This window comes from Micromonospora sp. 4G55, assembly GCF_016803375.1.
On the sequence record NZ_JAEVHN010000084.1, the window covers coordinates 1 to 15,672 of the forward strand.

The 15,672-nt window shown below is 72.1% G+C and carries 19 protein-coding genes; 7 read left to right on the forward strand and 12 right to left on the reverse strand.

Annotated features, from left to right (window positions below; all coding sequences use genetic code 11):
- Positions 1–19 precede the first annotated feature (19 nt).
- Positions 20–583, reverse strand: coding sequence for a DUF2786 domain-containing protein (locus tag JNW89_RS10245; RefSeq protein WP_238448713.1), 564 nt, complete (start codon positions 581–583; stop codon positions 20–22).
- A 118-nt stretch (positions 584–701) separates the two neighbouring features.
- On the opposite strand from JNW89_RS10245, the gene JNW89_RS10250 reads away from it, so the two are divergent.
- The gene (locus JNW89_RS10250) at positions 702–1,115 is read left to right on the forward strand and encodes a hypothetical protein (RefSeq protein WP_238448714.1); all 414 of its coding nucleotides are present in this window, start codon (positions 702–704) and stop codon (positions 1,113–1,115) included.
- Between the two features lie 38 nt (positions 1,116–1,153).
- Here JNW89_RS10250 and JNW89_RS10255 read toward each other — a convergent pair whose 3' ends face one another.
- Positions 1,154–1,543 carry a hypothetical protein gene (locus tag JNW89_RS10255; protein ID WP_154940641.1) on the reverse strand — a complete coding sequence of 130 codons (390 nt, stop codon included), beginning with the start codon at positions 1,541–1,543 and terminating at the stop codon, positions 1,154–1,156.
- Between the two features lie 166 nt (positions 1,544–1,709).
- On the opposite strand from JNW89_RS10255, the gene JNW89_RS10260 reads away from it, so the two are divergent.
- On the forward strand, positions 1,710–3,065 hold the full coding sequence (locus JNW89_RS10260; RefSeq protein ID WP_238448715.1) for an ABC transporter substrate-binding protein: 1,356 nt from the start codon (positions 1,710–1,712) through the stop codon (positions 3,063–3,065).
- A 60-nt stretch (positions 3,066–3,125) separates the two neighbouring features.
- On the opposite strand, the gene JNW89_RS10265 is transcribed toward JNW89_RS10260, so the two are convergent.
- Complete coding sequence (locus tag JNW89_RS10265) at positions 3,126–3,869, reverse strand: enoyl-CoA hydratase/isomerase family protein (RefSeq protein WP_238448716.1); 744 nt, start codon at positions 3,867–3,869, stop codon at positions 3,126–3,128.
- The gene (locus JNW89_RS10270) at positions 3,866–4,744 is read right to left on the reverse strand and encodes a 3-hydroxyacyl-CoA dehydrogenase family protein (RefSeq protein ID WP_238448717.1); all 879 of its coding nucleotides are present in this window, start codon (positions 4,742–4,744) and stop codon (positions 3,866–3,868) included. Before JNW89_RS10270 ends, JNW89_RS10265 begins: the two co-directional genes overlap by 4 nt.
- Positions 4,745–4,904: 160 nt before the next feature.
- On the opposite strand from JNW89_RS10270, the gene JNW89_RS10275 reads away from it, so the two are divergent.
- Positions 4,905–5,210, forward strand: a complete 306-nt coding sequence (locus JNW89_RS10275; protein WP_154940649.1) for a hypothetical protein — start codon at positions 4,905–4,907, stop codon at positions 5,208–5,210.
- A 40-nt stretch (positions 5,211–5,250) separates the two neighbouring features.
- On the opposite strand, the gene JNW89_RS10280 is transcribed toward JNW89_RS10275, so the two are convergent.
- Complete coding sequence (locus JNW89_RS10280; RefSeq protein WP_238448718.1) at positions 5,251–6,030, reverse strand: methyltransferase domain-containing protein; 780 nt, start codon at positions 6,028–6,030, stop codon at positions 5,251–5,253.
- A 54-nt stretch (positions 6,031–6,084) separates the two neighbouring features.
- Between JNW89_RS10280 and JNW89_RS10285 the strand changes: the two genes are divergently transcribed.
- Positions 6,085–6,465, forward strand: coding sequence for a PPOX class F420-dependent oxidoreductase (locus tag JNW89_RS10285; RefSeq protein ID WP_238448719.1), 381 nt, complete (start codon positions 6,085–6,087; stop codon positions 6,463–6,465).
- Positions 6,466–6,561: 96 nt separating this feature from the next.
- Here the strand turns inward: JNW89_RS10285 and JNW89_RS10290 are convergent, their stop codons facing one another.
- Together JNW89_RS10290 and JNW89_RS10295 are read right to left on the reverse strand one after the other, a co-directional pair.
- Positions 6,562–6,771 (reverse strand): BldC family transcriptional regulator, encoded by a 210-nt coding sequence (locus JNW89_RS10290; RefSeq protein WP_007073996.1) that lies wholly within the window; start codon positions 6,769–6,771, stop codon positions 6,562–6,564.
- A 251-nt stretch (positions 6,772–7,022) separates the two neighbouring features.
- On the reverse strand, positions 7,023–7,862 hold the full coding sequence (locus JNW89_RS10295; RefSeq protein WP_238448720.1) for a hypothetical protein: 840 nt from the start codon (positions 7,860–7,862) through the stop codon (positions 7,023–7,025).
- 170 nt (positions 7,863–8,032) lie between these two features.
- Here JNW89_RS10295 and JNW89_RS10300 point away from each other — a divergent pair, with 170 nt between their 5' ends.
- Both JNW89_RS10300 and JNW89_RS10305 read left to right on the forward strand, forming a co-directional pair.
- Positions 8,033–9,115 carry a Glu/Leu/Phe/Val dehydrogenase gene (locus tag JNW89_RS10300; RefSeq protein WP_238448721.1) on the forward strand — a complete coding sequence of 361 codons (1,083 nt, stop codon included), beginning with the start codon at positions 8,033–8,035 and terminating at the stop codon, positions 9,113–9,115.
- Between the two features lie 289 nt (positions 9,116–9,404).
- Positions 9,405–9,620 (forward strand): DUF3073 domain-containing protein, encoded by a 216-nt coding sequence (locus JNW89_RS10305; protein WP_179802609.1) that lies wholly within the window; start codon positions 9,405–9,407, stop codon positions 9,618–9,620.
- Positions 9,621–9,763: 143 nt separating this feature from the next.
- Here the strand turns inward: JNW89_RS10305 and amcA are convergent, their stop codons facing one another.
- From amcA to JNW89_RS10330, 5 genes are all read right to left on the reverse strand, one after another.
- A complete protein-coding gene (gene amcA / locus JNW89_RS10310; protein WP_238448722.1) occupies positions 9,764–10,000 on the reverse strand; it encodes a multiple cyclophane-containing RiPP AmcA in 237 nt (78 codons plus the stop codon).
- A complete protein-coding gene (gene amcB / locus JNW89_RS10315; RefSeq protein ID WP_305070509.1) occupies positions 9,969–11,072 on the reverse strand; it encodes a cyclophane-forming radical SAM peptide maturase AmcB in 1,104 nt (367 codons plus the stop codon). Before amcB ends, amcA begins: the two co-directional genes overlap by 32 nt.
- Before the next feature lie 128 nt (positions 11,073–11,200).
- Positions 11,201–12,355, reverse strand: coding sequence for a phosphoribosylformylglycinamidine cyclo-ligase (gene purM / locus JNW89_RS10320; RefSeq protein WP_238448724.1), 1,155 nt, complete (start codon positions 12,353–12,355; stop codon positions 11,201–11,203).
- A 55-nt stretch (positions 12,356–12,410) separates the two neighbouring features.
- On the reverse strand, positions 12,411–13,949 hold the full coding sequence (purF, locus tag JNW89_RS10325) for an amidophosphoribosyltransferase (RefSeq protein ID WP_238448725.1): 1,539 nt from the start codon (positions 13,947–13,949) through the stop codon (positions 12,411–12,413).
- Between the two features lie 170 nt (positions 13,950–14,119).
- Entirely contained in the window at positions 14,120–14,473 is a 354-nt protein-coding gene (locus JNW89_RS10330) for a sterol carrier family protein (RefSeq protein ID WP_210774374.1), read from the reverse strand.
- A 191-nt stretch (positions 14,474–14,664) separates the two neighbouring features.
- On the opposite strand from JNW89_RS10330, the gene JNW89_RS10335 reads away from it, so the two are divergent.
- On the forward strand, positions 14,665–15,489 hold the full coding sequence (locus JNW89_RS10335) for a carboxypeptidase-like regulatory domain-containing protein (RefSeq protein ID WP_238448726.1): 825 nt from the start codon (positions 14,665–14,667) through the stop codon (positions 15,487–15,489).
- Positions 15,490–15,672 lie beyond the last annotated feature (183 nt).

Below are 15,672 nucleotides of genomic sequence, written 5' to 3' on the forward strand. Positions count from 1 at the left end.
AGCCTCGGGTAGACCTCGGTCACCCGGCGCGCCACCCGGTCCGAGCGGTCCGCGAGGACCAGCGCGACCGAGGGGCCGTCCCGTTCGGCCACCGCGCCCGCCTCGGCGGCCCGCAGCCGCTCCCCGACCACCCGGGCGAAACCGGCCAGCCCAGGAGCGGCGGAAGGCGGCCGGATGCTCGCCGGCCGGCACGGCCGTGCCGGACAGCCCCGTGCGCGGCCTGCACCAGCAGCGACGTGAAGAGCAGGTCGACCCGTTCCAGGTCGCTGGCGAAGCCGAACAGGTGCAGGGCGAAGCCGTCGCCCCCGGGGCCCCGGCGTACGCAGCGGCAGCGCAGCGGGTCGGCGACCGCGGCGAGCAGCCCGGCCTTGTCCCGCGCGTACGGGGCGACGACGTCGACCACCCGGTCGCCGACCGGGTCGGTGGCCGGGTCGCGGGCGGCCAGCAGCGCCCGGTCGACGCCGTAGCGGGCGATCAGCTCGGTGGCCTTGGCGGTGAAGGCCGCCGACTCGGCGGGCGTGCAGGCCGGGTCCTCGGCCTTGGCCAGCAACTTGCGCACCTTGCTCAGCATGGCCTCGGACATGTCACCAGAGCTATCACATCGACGGGATGGTCCACTGCGGACGAACCGCCGGTACCATCACCACGCTCGGCACCCTGTCCGCAACGCAGGGTGCACCCCCATCCCTGGAGGCAACCGCATGGCATCCCCGGTCGCCCGCCTGGCGGCAACCACGGCGGCGCTGTCGCTGCTCGCCCTCGGCTCCCCCGCACAGGCCGCCCCCGAGACCAACCTGTTCGGGTCGTACGCCACCTGCTACGGCGGCGCGGTCCGCTCGTACTTCCAGACCGGCGGCTGGGGCGGCGACGCCGGCCCGTACCGCACCAGCACCCGGTGCAAGGACATCAACGTCCGCAACGCCAGCGAGTTCGGCGTCGAGGCGTGCGTGATCTTCGTGGACAAGACGGACAAGTGCAACTACCGGACGTACCTGCCGTCGAAGTCGGGCTTCATCACCGTGGCGACGAACGTGCGGGACGGGGTCCGGTTCCAGGTCCGCTTCGAGACGCTGCGCTACGAGTACGAGCCGCTGGTGGCGTACCACGCGTACTGAGGGAGGCCGGCGCGGCGCCCGAACCGGGCGCCGCGCCGTCAACCGGCCCGACTGCGCAGGGTGGCCACGGTCGAGCCGGCGAGGGTGAGCAGACAGTCCGGCAGCAGGCCGTCGGCGGCCGCCGCCCCGAACAGCGCCTCGCCGGTGTCCGCGTCGTGGTTGGCGTACGCGCTGACGAAGCGGGCCACCCAGCGGGTGTCGTAACCGGCCTCGTCGATGCCGGGAAAGTCCAGCGCGCAGGCGCCGGGTGGCGGCGGGTCGCCGACCATGGTGGCGGCCAGGCACCAGGCCACCCCGTACGCCCCGGCGAGCCCGGACCGGTCGACCACGGCGTCGAACGTTCCCACCACCGCGTCACCATCCCCGGCCAGCGCCGAACGGAGCACGGCGGTCGCGTCGTCGAGCGTCTGGTCAGGTACTTCGGTCACCTGCCGCACAGTAGGAGGGCGGGTCAAGCGGTGACCCGGAACAGCCCGTTGATCACGGAGCGTATCCGTGACGGATGGCCGACGCCTACCGGTGGCATCCACGCTCCCACGCGCCGCCCCGGCGCGCTATGGTGCCCAGCGGAACTCCCCAAAGGTAAGGACGACCATGCTCGTAACACGCGGCCCGCGCGCTGCCATCCTGGCGGCGGGTGCGGCGTTCCTGCTCGTCACCAGCGCCTGCGGGACGACCGACAAGCCCGAAGACACAGCCACCCAACAGGTGCGTCTGTACGGCACCGACGGCAACATGCTGAACTCCTTCGCCGGCGAGCTGAAGGAGCGCGCCGACCTGGTCGACGGCATGAAGGGCACAACCCCGCTGACGCCGCTGACGGACGACTTCAAGGACCGGCTACTGGCGGTCGACCCCAAGCTGACCGACTTCCTCTACTCCGCCGAGGCGTACGACGCGGTGATGATCAGCGCATTGGCGGCGCAGCTCGCCGGCAGTACCGACCCGGCGGACATCGCCAAGCAGATAGTCGGCGTGACCACCAACGGTCAGCGCTGCTCGGACGCCGAGACCTGCCTGGCCCTGGCCCGCGACGGGCAGGACGTGGAATACCGCGGCCCGTCGCTGACCCGGGCCGGCTTCACGGACGAGGGCGAGCCGGCCACCGCCAGCTACGCGACGCTGCACTTCGACGCCCAGAAGATCAACGACGCGAAGACCGAGTTCGTCGGCGCGGGCTTCGAGACCGCGGCGAGCACCAAGGCCCCGCCGAAGCCCAAGAAGCAGCGCGGCGGCAAGAACGACCGCAGCGACGGCTCCCCGCTGATCCTCGGCGGCCTGCTGCCGAAGACCGGTGACCTGGCCCTGGCCAACCCGCCGATCGCGGCGGGCGCGGCGCTGGCGGTCAGGGAGATCAACGCCGCCGGCGGCGTGCTGGGCGAGCCGATGGTCTGGATCGACGGCGACGACGGCACCAGCCCGACGGTCGCCAAGGCCACGGTCGCCTCGCACATCCGCAACAAGGTGCAGGTCATCATCGGCGCCGGCGGCTCCGGCATCTCCAGCTCGGTGCTGCCGGACGTGGTCGCCGCGGGGCGGATCCTGTTCTCCCCGTCGAACACCGACTCGGGGCTGACCAAGGCCGACGACAAGGGCCTCTACTTCCGCACCGCTCCGCCGGACAGCCTCCAGGGTCGGGCGCTGGCCGACGTGATACTGCGGGACGGTCCGCACAAGATCGTCGTAGTAGCCCGTAAGGACTCCTACGGTGAGGGTCTCCAGGAGACCGTCCGCGCCGAGCTGGAGCGGGCCGGCTTCGGCAGCGACCGGGTGAAGCTGCTGACCTACGAGCCGCCGGCGGACGGCGAGGGCGCCGACGGCGTCGACTTCGTCGGCACCGCGAAGGAGATCAAGAGCTACGCCCCGGAGGCGGTGCTGGTCATCGGCTTCGCCGAGTCCGCCGGACTGATCCGGGCGTTGGACGACGCGGACGTGCCGATCCGGCACTGAGCACCGACGACGACGGCCGCACCGGGACATCCGGTGCGGCCGTCGCGCGTACGGGGTGGGTCAGCGGGAGCGGCGCCGCTCCAGGAACTCGGTCATCCGCCGCCGCTTCTCCTCGTCCTCGAAGAGCACCGCCTGGCTGACCAGGTCGAGGTGCGGGTGTGCGGCCGGCGGCGCGTCCACCGCCAGCTTGGTCAGCCGCAGCGCCAGCGCCGAGCCCTTCGCCATCTCGTCGATCAGCTCGTGCGCGCTCGGCAGCAGCTCGGCCGGTTCGGCCACCACCCGGTTGACCAGGCCGATCCGCAGCGCCTCCTCGGCGTCCACCCGCCGGCCGGTGAAGAGCAGCTCCTTGGCGCGGGCCTCGCCGACCAGCGCGGGCAGCCGGTAGGTCGCGCCGGCGCCGGCCAGGATGCCCAGCCGCACCTCGGGCTGGCCGAAGACCGCCCGGGCCGTGCAGACCCGCAGATCGCACGCGTACGCCAGCTCGGCGCCACCGCCCAGCGCCGGCCCGTCCACCGCGGCCACGCTCGGCATCGGCAGGGCCCGGATCCGGGCGAAGGCCGCCTGGTTGATCGCGGCGAGCGCGTCGGTCCGGCCGCGCTCGCGCAGCTGGCCGATGTCCGCCCCGCCGGCGAAGATGCCCTCGGCGCCGCCGGTGAGCAGCAGCAGCCGGGGACGGGCCTCCAGCTCGGCGCAGACCTCGTGCAGTTCGCCGATCAGGTCGGCGTCGATCGCGTTGCGCTTCTCGGGCCGATCCAGCGTCACCACCAGCCGGTCCGGCAGCTCCTCGATCCGCAGCCCGCTCACCGGCCCGCTCCGTCCCCGTCGGCCTTCCGGCCGTCCACCCAGCGGTAGAAGCCCTGGCCGGACTTCTTGCCGAGCTTCCCGGCGGCCACCATCTCCACCAGCAGCGGCGGCGGCGCGAAGCGTTCGCCGTAGGCGGCCTGGAGGGTGCGCGCGATGTCGAGCCGGACGTCCAGTCCGACCAGGTCGGTGAGCTCCAGCGGGCCGACCGGGTGCCGGTAGCCGAGCACCATCGCCTTGTCGATGTCGGCGGGGCCGGCCACCTCGTCGGCGACCATCCGGATCGCCTCCAGTCCGAGGGTGACCCCGAGCCGGGAGGTGGCGAAGCCGGGCATGTCGCGTACGACGACGGGGTCCTTGCCGAGCCGGCCGGCGAGCGCGACGGCCGCCTCGGTGGTCTCCCGGGCGGTCGCCGGGCCCACCACGACCTCCAGCAGGGCCATCGCCCAGACCGGGTTGAAGAAGTGCAGTCCGAGGAAGCGCTCCGGCCGTTCCAGCGGGTCGGCCAGCTCGGCGATCGGGATGCTGGAGGTGTTGCTGCCCAGCAGCACCGGGCGCAGCCCTTCGGCCTCGCGCAGCACGGCGCGCTTCAGGTCGAGCCGCTCGGGCACCGCCTCCACGACCACGTCCGGCTCCGGCGCGACCTCACCCAGCGCCGCGCGCAGGGTCACCCGGGCGCGGTGCCCGGCTGCCTCGTCGGCGCCCAGCTTCCCGCGTTGCACGGCCCGGTCCCACAGCTCACCGAGGCGCGCGGCCGCCGCCTCCGACCGGCCCCGGTCCACCTCGACCAGTTCGACGGCGTGTCCCGCGCCGGCGGCGACGTAGGCGATCCCGAGCCCCATCGTGCCGGCACCGACGACGACAAAACGACCACTCATGACGCTCCCTCGCTGCGCGCGGCGACGCGCCGGGGTCTCCGTCGCGCCCTGCCGCCCGCTCCTGGGTGCGACCCTATGCAGCAGTGCCCCGGGCGGCATGCGTGGGGGACCGCCGGACCGGGTACAGACGGCCCTCAACGTCAACGGAAGGACGTAGCGCATGAGCCAGGCACCGGAGACCGTGGACGGCACCGGCACCAGCGAGGGTGGGGAGACCGTGGAGACGCGCGGCGACGAGCGTGTCGACCTGCTCCGCGCCGACACCAACAACGACGGGAAGACCGACGTGTGGGTGGTCGACACCGACGGCGACGGCAAGGCCGACCTGTTCCAGTTCGACACCGACGGTGACGGCAAGGTCGACATCACGATGGTCGACATCGACGAGGACGGCACCCCGGACGAGGTGGTCGACGGCGACGGCGGGCTCCCGCCGGAGCAGCTGCCCCCGACCGTGCAGGTGTAGGCCCGCGCCGGGGCCCCGGTCCGGGGTCCCGGCGGCGCGCTCAGCCCGCCAGCCGCAGGGTGGCCAGATAGTACGGGGCGTCCCGGTCGTCCACGTCGGTCAGCCGCCAGGCGGTGTCCCGGACCAGCTCGGCCAGTTCCTCGGCCGAGCAGACGAGGTAGTCGAACCATTCCGTGCCCAGCTCGCGGTAGCGCAGCCGCAGCCGCAGCTGGCCGCCGAACCGGCCGCGCCGCCGGTTGAGCTCGTGGTAGCCGGTGTGCACCGGGTCCTTGGTGCCGTACGGGTCGGTGCCGTGCGCGATGACCTGCGCGCCGGGGGCGGCCATCGCGGCCAGCGCGGCCAGGAACGCCGCCGCCCGGTGCCGCCCCTCGATCAGCCCCAGGTTGTTGCCGAGCAGCAGGAACGTGTCGTACCGCCGGCCGTCGGCGGCGTGCTCGTCGACCGTGCCGAGGACGAGGTCGCGCACCCCGCGGTGCCGGCACACCCGCAGCGCGCCGACCGAGGTGTCCAGCCCGGTCACTGGTACGCCGCGCTCCTGGAGCAGCAGCGCGATCCGCCCGCCCCCGACGCCGATGTCGAGCGTCGCCCCCCGGACCCGGTCCACGGCCCGGTGGTCGTACGGCTGCCAGTCCTGCGGCCCGTCGAGGTAGTGCGCGGCGGGCGCGCCGTTGATCAGCCCGTCCTCCCGTTCGATGATCTCGATGACCGGTCGGGGCAGCCGCCCGCCCACCAGCGGTCGGGGACCGATCCCGGTGTGCACGGCGTACGCGTCCCGCAGCATCTCGCCGAACACGTCGCCGATCCTCGGTTCCCCGGTCACGGGGTTCACGCTATCCGTGCGGCCGGGACCTGTCGCGGTCGTATCCTGGGCGGCGTGACCGACCTGGACCGCCTGGCGGCGGAGAAGTACGTCCTGCTGACGACGTTCCGCAAGGACGGTCGGGCCGTGCCGACCCCGGTCTGGGCGGTGCGCGACGGCGACACGCTGGCGGTCTGGACGGCGGCGGACTCAGGCAAGGTGAAGCGGATCCGGCGCGACGGCACGGTGACGGTGGCCCCCTGCGACGTGCGGGGCCGCCCGCGCGGCACGGCGGTCCCGGGGCACGCCGTGCTCAGCGCCCCGGAGGAGACCAAGCGGGTCCGCGACCTCATCAAGCGGAAGTACCGGCTGCTGGGCCGGCTCAGCCTGCTGGGCAGCCGGCTGCGGCGGGGCGAGCGGGGCACGATCGGGATCCGGATCACCGTCCAGGAGTGAGCGTCGGAGCCCCGGACATGGTTCAGGGGCGGTGGATCGTCGCTGTCGCGACGTCCGCCCGCCCCTGAGACCGGAACGCTTCTCGGTGTCGGTAGGTCAGTCTCCCTGACGCTGCTGCGGGATCTGCCCCTGAAGCAGGGCCCGAACCTCCGACTCACGGTACCGACGGTGGCCGCCCAGGGTCCGGATCGCGCTGAGCTTTCCCGCCTTGGCCCACCGGGTCACCGTCTTCGGGTCGACACGGAACATCGACGCCACCTCGGCCGGCGTGAGTAGCGGCTCTGGTTCGTGCGTTCGCGATGCCATCGGTCACTCCTCCACATGTATAGACATCGGCCGGGGTCCCGCCGGCGACGCGTCTCCCATGGTCCGGCTAGTCCCCGATGTCCGACATGGGCCGAACGGCCGAAGGTCCCTAGACGGACGGATGAACCATGCCCGATTTATCTGACTTTTACACGGCAGAAAGTACCTTATTCGGACTCATGATCACGGTTCGTGATGCGTCAACTACGAGATTGCCTCGTATCTGACCGCATCGCTGGGTGGATTCGTGGTCAGTTGCACCGCTCGAGCAGCTGCACCGCACGCCAGCGGGCCACCAGCCGGTCGTACGCCGCGGAGGCCTCCTCCGCCTCGCCCCGGGCGAGCCCGGCCAGGCCGGCGGCGACCAGCTCCGTCGAGTCGTCCGCAGTCAGCGTCTCGTCGGAGAGCAGCTGCACCAGGCCGCCGTAGTCCAGCTCCACCACCGAGCGCGGATGGAACTCCTCCAGCCAGCGGGCGGCCTCCTCGACCGCCTCGGTGATGGGTGCCTCCCCGACCGACTTGCGCAGCACGGACAAGGCCCGGGACGACCGGCGGCGGGCCTTCGAGATCTCGGTGCGGTAGCGCAGCGCCCGCCGCCCGGGGTGGGTGACCAGGTCCCGCTCCGCCGGCTCGAAGAGCACGAACCACCGTAGCGGCACACCCCAGGTGGCGATCTGCTCGTGCAGCCGCGGGACGCCGTGTTCGAGCACCCGCGCCCCGCTGCGCCAGTCGTCGACCACCGCCTTGGCCTGACCCGCCAGCACGGGCGGGACGAACGCGTCGGCGAGCACCGACGGCACCCCGTCCCGCGCGCTGAGCGCCGCCTCGGCCACCCGGATCCGCAGATTCCACGGGCAGACCAGCAGCGTGTCGTCGGCCTCCAGGACGTACGCCTCGTCCGGCAGGTCGGGCAGTCGGGTCCAGCCCGCGCCGAGCGCCTCGATCACCGAGGTGCGCTGCCGTCCGGGGCCTTCCAGCGGGGCGACCGCCCGCCCCTCCCGCACGTAGCGCCGCCAGTACGACTGACGGTCCCGGTCGAAGGCGGTCAGCGGCTCGTAGACGCGCAGATAAGCAGCGAAGAGCGACGGCACGGCGCGATCCTCCCACGAGACGGGGCCCCAGCGCCGTCAGCGTCCGGCAGGCATGACGTGGACGGCGGTGCGGCGTGGACCGATATTAGGCTCAGCAGCACCGGCAGCATCCCGCCGGCGTCCACCAGGTCCGCGTCCCACAAGGGCGCACACCGAAACAGGAGCAAGCCATGGGCGTATTCGCGAGCACCGACGATCCGGGATCGACCGGTCACGAACAGGTCGTGTTCTGCCAGGACAAGCAGACCGGCCTCAAGGCGATCATCGGCATCTACTCGACCGCGCTGGGCCCCGCGCTCGGCGGCACCCGGTTCTACCCGTACGCCAGCGAGGAGGCGGCGCTGGCGGACGTGCTCGACCTGTCCCGCGGCATGGCGTACAAGAACGCCCTCGCCGGGCTGGACCTGGGCGGCGGCAAGGCGGTCATCTGGGGCGACCCGGAGCAGATCAAGAGCGAGGCGCTGCTGCGCGCGTACGGCCGGTTCGTCGAGTCGCTGGCCGGCCGCTACTACACCGCCTGCGACGTCGGCACCTACGTCGCCGACATGGACGTGATCGCCCGGGAGACGCGCTACGTCACCGGCCGCAGCGTGGAGCACGGCGGCGCCGGCGACTCCTCGATCCTCACCGCCTGGGGCGTGTTCCAGGGCATGCGCGCCGCCGCCGAGCACGTCTGGGGCGCGCCGACGCTGGCCGGCAAGCGGGTCGGCGTGGCGGGCCTGGGCAAGGTCGGCAAGTACCTCACCAAGCACCTGCTCGACGACGGCGCCGAGGTCGTGGCGACCGACGTCAACCCGAAGGCCCTGGAGTGGGTGCGCACCACCCACCCGCAGGTCGAGCTGGTCGACGACGCCTCCGCGCTCGTCGCCGCCGACATCGACGTGTACGCCCCGTGCGCGCTGGGCGGCGCCCTCAACGACGACACCGTGCCGGCGCTGCGCGCCAAGGTCGTCACCGGGGCGGCCAACAACCAGCTCGCCCACCCGGGCATCGAGAAGCTGCTCGCCGACCGGGGCATCCTCTACACCCCCGACTACGTGGTGAACGCCGGCGGCGTGATCCAGGTCGCCGACGAGATCGAGGGCTTCAACTTCGAGCGGGCCAAGCTGCGCGCCACGAAGATCTACGACACCACCCGGGAGATCCTGCAGCTCGCCGACGACGAGGGCGTGCCGCCGGCGGTGGCCGCCGACCGGCTGGCCGAGCGCCGGATGGCCGACGTGGGCCGGCTGCGCACCATCCTCCTGCGCTGACGACGGCCCCCGGGGTGCGGGCACCGCCCCGCGCCCCGGGGCACCCCCGAGTAAGCTCTATTCGGGGAGTTCGTCACGATCTGTCCGGTGTCACGGCCGGCCCCGGCATCCGCTCCTTACCGGGTACACTCGGTGACGGCCGGATCGCTGCGACGCGCAGGGCCGGCTGACGGTAACCCGAGGTGCCGAACGGTGGCATCCCCATGTACCGTAAGAGCCACGAGAGATGCCTGACGTCATCGGGGCCCGCCTTCGGGCTGCCCCGCATTCTGTGCGAGGGGGTCGAGCCATGGGGCGCGGCCGTGCTAAGGCCAAGCAGACGAAGGTGGCCCGGGAGTTGAAGTACCACTCCCCGAACACCGACCTCACCGCCTTGCAGCGCGAACTGGCGGGTGCTGGTAAGTCTGAGCACAACTTCGACGACGACTACAAAGAGTATGTCGACGACGATGATGAGGATCACGCGGACGACGACCCGGATCCCTGGGTTCCTCCAACCCGCTGACCTCCGGTCGCATCTGAGCACGCGGTAACTCCCCGCGTGCTCACGCATGTGCCCGACAGAAGCGGCGCCACGACCGACGATCAGGGACCTTGCCCCGCCGGAACGCTCTTCGGCCGGCCGGCAGGTCCCTGATCGCGGCCTGTTCAGCGCGGGCGGTTGTTCCAGTTGTAGAACGTCGGGATGTTCTCGAAGTGGTTCCAGGCGCAGACCGCGCCGGCCCCGTCGGAACCCGCCACCTCCGCCCGGGACCGACGCGCAGCCTCGGCCTCGTGGAGCAGGGCGGTAAGCCCCGGGGCGGCCTGCCGGACCCGGTCCACGACCGGATCGACGGCACCTCTCCCGACGTGCTCAGGCTGCCGGTGACTCGTGGTCTCGGGCATGCTCCAACACTCCCTCCAATAGGCGGATCTTGCTGTTGCGGCAGTGCTCGGTCTCCGTACCGTCAAAACGCCCCAGCTCGAAGTAACGGTTGGCCGCGTGGCCGCCACCGCAGAAGCCGAAGTACGGGCAGGACGACCGGCACGCCTCGACCCCGGCCAGGAACTCGCCGACCCACGGCGTGCCCGCCGCGCCGGCCAGGATCTCGGCCAGCGGGGTCGCCAGCACGTTGCCGCTGCTGAAGTCGCCGTAGCGGGGGTGGGTGAAGCCGGCCAGCTCGGGCGAGAGCACGGTCACCGAGCCGTCGTGGCCGATCGTGGGGATCGGGTCGAGCTGCCGGGGCAGCAGGTCGTCGGCTGCGCCGTCCAGCACCGCCGCGGCGTAGCGCAGCGACCACTCCACCTCCCGCAGGTGGATGCGGGGCGCCCGGCGCCAGGCCGCGACCAGCTCCGCCCAGAACGCGGTCACCGTCGCCGCGTCGTGCGCGTTGCCCCGGGTGTTGACCCCCTCGGTCTCCTCGATGTTGACGCCGAGCACGTCGCAGCCGAGGTCGAGGAAGTAGTCGTACAGGTCGGTGGCGTAGCCGGGGGCGGGCCGGCTCACCACGGCGAGCGCCGAGAACGGCAGGCCGTGCCGGCGCAGCGCCGCCACTCCGCGCACGATCCGGTCGTACGCCGGCTGCCCGGCCCGGGTCACCCGGTCGCCGTTGCGCTCCCGGGGGCCGTCCACGCTCACGCTCACCCGCATCCCGTGCTCGACGAAGAACGCGCACCAGGCGTCGTCGATCAGCGTGGCGTTGGTCTGGACGTGGTGCTCCACCTGCGGCCCGAACGGGGCCATCAGGGCGGCCAGGTGCTCCCGGCCGGCCGCGAGCGGCTCACCGCCGTGCCAGACGACCGAGAACCGCCCGGTGGCCGCCCACGGGCCGACGGCGGCGGCGACCGCCTCCGCCACCGCCACCGGCATCCGCCGGTCGACGGCGCGGAACGGCAGGTAGCAGTAGACGCAGTCCAGGTTGCAGAGGGTCGTCGGCTGCATCACCACGTACGAGGGAACCGGGGCGACACCCTGCATTCCCGTCACGGACTGTGCCCGAGCAGCCATCGGCCCTCCTCCCCCGTGCCTGAGACCCTTCAGGCTAGGCGGCGATGGCCACTCGGGTGAAGCCCTGATCAGGTGCCCGGATGATCAACGCAGTGTGATCACCCGCGGGTGTGCTGCCCGATCATCTGCACGTTGCCCGAACCCTCGATGATCTCGCCGGCCTGCCAGGCGTCGACGCCGCGGCCGGTCAGGGTGGCCAGCGCCCGGTCGGCGTCCTCGGCCGAGACGATCGCGAACATGCCGACGCCCATGTTGAAGGTCGCCTCCATCTCCGGGTCCTCGATCCGGCCCTTGGACTGGATCAGGTCGAAGACCGGCTGCGGCTTCCAGGTGGAGCGGTTGACCACCGCGTCGACGTGCTCCGGCAGGACCCGCACCAGGTTGCCCGGGATGCCGCCGCCGGTGACGTGGGCCAGCGCCCGCACCTCGGCCTCGGCGATCAGCTTGAGGCAGTCCTGCGCGTAGATCTTGGTCGGGGTGAGCAGCTCCTCGCCGAGGGTGCGCTGCCGACCGAAGTCCTCGATCACCACGTCCAGCCGCATCCGGCCCGCGCCGAGCAGCACGTGCCGGACCAGGGAGTAGCCGTTGGAGTGCAGGCCCGAGGAGCGCATGGCGATCACCACGTCGCCGACCTCGACCCGCTCCGGGCTGAGGATGTCGCTCTCCTCCACCACGCCGACGCCGGTCGCGGAGATGTCGTACTCGTCGGGGCGCAGCACACCCGGGTGCTCGGCGGTCTCGCCACCGAGCAGCGCGCAGCCGGCGTACCGGCAGCCGTCGGCGATGCCGGCGCCGATCTCGGCGACCTTGTCCGGCACGACCTCGCCGGTGGCGATGTAGTCGAGCAGGAACAGCGGCTCGGCGCCGCAGGCCACCAGGTCGTCGACGACCATCGCGACCAGGTCGATGCCGACCGTGTCGTGGATGTCCATCTGCTGCGCGATCACCAGCTTGGTGCCCACGCCGTCGGTGGACGAGGCCAGGATCGGGTTCTTGTACTTCTTGGTGTCCAGGCGGAACAGGCCGGCGAAGCCGCCGAGGTCGCCCATGACCTCCGGCCGCCGGGTCTGCTTGACCTTGGACTTCAGCAGCTCGACCGCGCGGTCGCCCGCCTCGATCGACACACCGGCGTCCGCGTACGAGACCGAGCGTTTGCGCGCCGCGCGGCCGGAGCCGGCCGTCCAGGGCTGGCGGTCGCCGCCGGCGCCCGTCGGGCTGCTTCCTGCGCCGCTGCGCTCGGACACGTGCGTCACGGTTCTCCCCTTTGGTTCTCGGTGCCACTCGGGGTGCCGGGCGGCGCCGGTGGTGCTACGGGTGGACGGTCGCGCCGCCGGGAGTGGCGACGAGCGATGGGGCGGTGTGCCCGAGGTCGGCGGAGGGCTGGTTCGTGACCCGCCGCCCCACTCCTTCGAGCACGTGCTTGCCGATCAGGTTCCCGGCCGGCAGCTCGATCGGGTACTCCCCGTCGAAGCAGGCACGACAGAGCCGGGTCTTGGGCTGCTCGGTCGCGGCGATGAGACCCGGGAGTGAGACGTACCCGAGGGTGTCCGCGCCGATCGACCGCCGGATGCCCTCGTTGTCCAGCCCGTTGGCCAGCAGTTCGGCCCGGGTGGCGAAGTCGATGCCGTAGAAGCACGGCCAGTTGACGGGCGGAGAGGAGATCCGCACGTGCACCTCCAGCGCGCCCGCCTCGCGCAGCATCCGCACGATGGCCCGCTGGGTGTTGCCGCGCACGATCGAGTCGTCGACCACCACCAGCCGCTTGCCCCGCACGTTCTCCCGCAGCGGGTTGAGCTTGAGCCGGATGCCGAGCTGGCGCAGGGTCTGCGACGGCTGGATGAAGGTGCGCCCGACGTACGGGTTCTTCATCAGGCCGGCGCCGTAGGTGATGCCGGACTCCTCGGCGTACCCGATCGCGGCCGGCGTGCCGGACTCCGGCACCGGGATCACCAGGTCGGCCTCGACCGGGTGCTCCTTGGCGAGCTGGCGGCCGATCTGCACCCGGGCGGAGTGCACGTTGCGCCCGGCGATGGTGGCGTCCGGGCGGGCGATGTAGACGTACTCGAAGAGGCAGCCCTTGGGCTCCGGCGCGGCGAACCGGGCCGACCGCAGCCCGTCGGCGTCGATGGCGATCAGCTCACCCGGCTCGACCTCGCGGACCACGCTGGCGCCGACGATGTCCAGCGCGGCCGTCTCGCTGGCCACCACCCAGCCGCGCTCCAGCCGGCCGAGCACCAGCGGGCGTACGCCGTGCGGGTCGCGGGCCGCGTAGAGCGTCGACTCGTCCATGAAGACGAAGCTGAACGCGCCCCGCAGCTGCGGCAGCACCTCCAGCGCGGCGGCCTCCACGGACAGGTCGGGGCGGCTGGCCAGCAGCATGGTCACCAGCGAGGTGTCGTTGGTGGCGCCGTCGGCGACCAGACCCCGCTCGGCGACCTCCTTCTGCAGCTCGGCGGTGTTGACCAGGTTGCCGTTGTGGGCCAGCGCGATGGTCGTGCCGGAGGTGGTGGACCGGATGGTCGGCTGGGCGTTCTCCCAGGTCGAGCCGCCGGTGGTGGAGTAACGGGCGTGCCCGATCGCGACATGGCCGCGCAGGCTCGCCAGCGTCGGCTCGTCGAAGACCTGGGCCACCAGACCGAGATCCTTGTAGACCACGACGCCGGAACCGTCGCTCACCGCGATGCCGGCGGCCTCCTGGCCCCGGTGCTGGAGCGCGTAGAGGCCGAAGTAGGTCAGGTTGGCGACCTCTTCGCCGGGGGCCCAGACACCGAAGACGCCACAGGCGTCCTGCGGGCCGGGTCGTTGGGGATCAAGGTCGTGGCTCAGCCGGCCGTCGCCTCGGGGCACCCTGCCGCTCCCTCATGCTGGTCTGGACTGGCCTGGCGGAATCAGAGGTGCTGATCCGCGCTCCTCGGCCGGGACCACTGTCGTCGCCTGACAGTGTACGCGAATGGCAGTCGATACAGATAGTCACGATTTGGCTCCAGCGCGTCACCACAAGGGCCGTGGAGCCGCTGCTAGAGGGGTAGATGCGCGGAGAGGTCCGCCCGGTTCCCACTCACCTGTACGCGACCCTCGGTGACGGCTTCCGCCCACGAGAGCCGTCCGGTCGCCAGCGCCAGCCAGGTCGCCGGATCCATCTCCACCACGTTCGGCGGGGTGCCCCGGGTGTGTCGGGGGCCCGGAAGGCACTGAACTGCACCGTAAGGTGGGACACGCACCTCCACCGATCGGCCGGGGGCGCGCTCCGCGAGGGCGGTCAACAAGGCACGGACCGCCTCTCGGTACACCGGCCGTTCGGGCGTACGCCCCTCGTCGAGCGCCGACAACGCCGCCGCGACCGCGGCGGACTTAATGTGCGGAGAGGACACGACGGGACGATACGACTCGTTGGCGGAGGCCGCGACGCTGGCCCTGGGTCGCGCTGATCCGGTCAGACAAGGCATAGTTGCCGACGGCGTATTCGTACCGTGATGATTCCGGGCCCACCCGGCCCGGGAAGTCAGTCCGGAAGGCGGTGGACGTGTCAACACACCGACGTGCCTGGAAGCAGCGGGCCGGTGTGGTCGTAGCGCTGGTTGCCGGCGCCCTGCTCACCGTCCCCGCCACACCGGCCCTCGCAGCCAAGATCACCTCATCGGACAGCTCGGTCACCATCGACGCTGGCGGTAGTAGCCGCATCACTGTCGAGGTCGCGCCCGACGGCGACGAAGAGAAAACGAACCTTAGCGTCACCGGCCTTCCGGACGGCGTCAGCTGCACCCGTGGCTGCGGGGAGGTGAACTTCGGCGGCCTGATCCCGGGGCCCAAGTCGGTGACCGTGACCCTCTCAGCGGCTGGCGACGCGCCGGCGGCCAACGGGACTCAGGCGAGCGTGCGCGTCGAGGGTGATTCCAAGCGGCTCAGCGTGACCGTGAAGGCCAAGGCGGCACCGACGACCACCGCGCCGCAGGAGACGCAGACCGTCAAGTCGATCTCCGGCAAGGTGGTGGTGGCCGCCAACAGCGACGCGGTGCCCAACGCCGTGGTGATGCTGCGCGACTCGCAGGGCCACCAGTACCAGACCACCAGCGACGGCAGCGGCAACTACCGCTTCTCCGGCTCCAGCTCGCAGCCGATCAGTCCAGGCCGGATCGATCTCGGCGCGAGCAAGGACAACGTCGTCGCGACCAAGACGCTCAACGCGAGCGCCGGGCAGAGCCTGACCGGCCAGCGGATCGCCCTCGCGATCAAGGTCGAGGTCTCGCCGAGCGCGACGCCGTCGGCGACCGAGGAGCCGCTGCCCACCGACGAGGCGACCGACGAATCCACGGAGGAGACCGCCGAGCGACCGCGCAGGCCCAGGCGGCAGCCAACGAAGACGGCGGCGGCTTCAGCTCCTTCCTGATCATCCTGCTGGGCGGCCTGCTGGTCGCGGCCGGCGTCGGCACGATCGTGCTGCTCTGGATGCGGCGCAAGAACGCCGACGAGGACGACGACGCCCCGGCCGGCGCCGCCGCGGGCGCGGTCCCCGGCGCGCGGGGCGCGTTCCCGGGGGCCGACGACCAGACCCGCGTGGTCAACCGGGTCG

Coding starts and splice junctions, on each gene's coding strand:
- JNW89_RS10245 (WP_238448713.1), bottom strand. CDS start 583: ATGTCCGAGGCCATGCTGAGCAAGGTGCGCAAGTTGCTGGCCAAGGCC.
- amcA (WP_238448722.1), bottom strand. CDS start 10,000: ATGCCCGAGACCACGAGTCACCGGCAGCCTGAGCACGTCGGGAGAGGT.
- JNW89_RS10305 (WP_179802609.1), top strand. CDS start 9,405: ATGGGGCGCGGCCGTGCTAAGGCCAAGCAGACGAAGGTGGCCCGGGAG.
- JNW89_RS10290 (WP_007073996.1), bottom strand. CDS start 6,771: ATGGCATCGCGAACGCACGAACCAGAGCCGCTACTCACGCCGGCCGAG.
- JNW89_RS10275 (WP_154940649.1), top strand. CDS start 4,905: ATGAGCCAGGCACCGGAGACCGTGGACGGCACCGGCACCAGCGAGGGT.
- JNW89_RS10260 (WP_238448715.1), top strand. CDS start 1,710: ATGCTCGTAACACGCGGCCCGCGCGCTGCCATCCTGGCGGCGGGTGCG.
- JNW89_RS10250 (WP_238448714.1), top strand. CDS start 702: ATGGCATCCCCGGTCGCCCGCCTGGCGGCAACCACGGCGGCGCTGTCG.
- JNW89_RS10300 (WP_238448721.1), top strand. CDS start 8,033: ATGGGCGTATTCGCGAGCACCGACGATCCGGGATCGACCGGTCACGAA.
- JNW89_RS10270 (WP_238448717.1), bottom strand. CDS start 4,744: ATGAGTGGTCGTTTTGTCGTCGTCGGTGCCGGCACGATGGGGCTCGGG.
- amcB (WP_305070509.1), bottom strand. CDS start 11,072: ATGCAGGGTGTCGCCCCGGTTCCCTCGTACGTGGTGATGCAGCCGACG.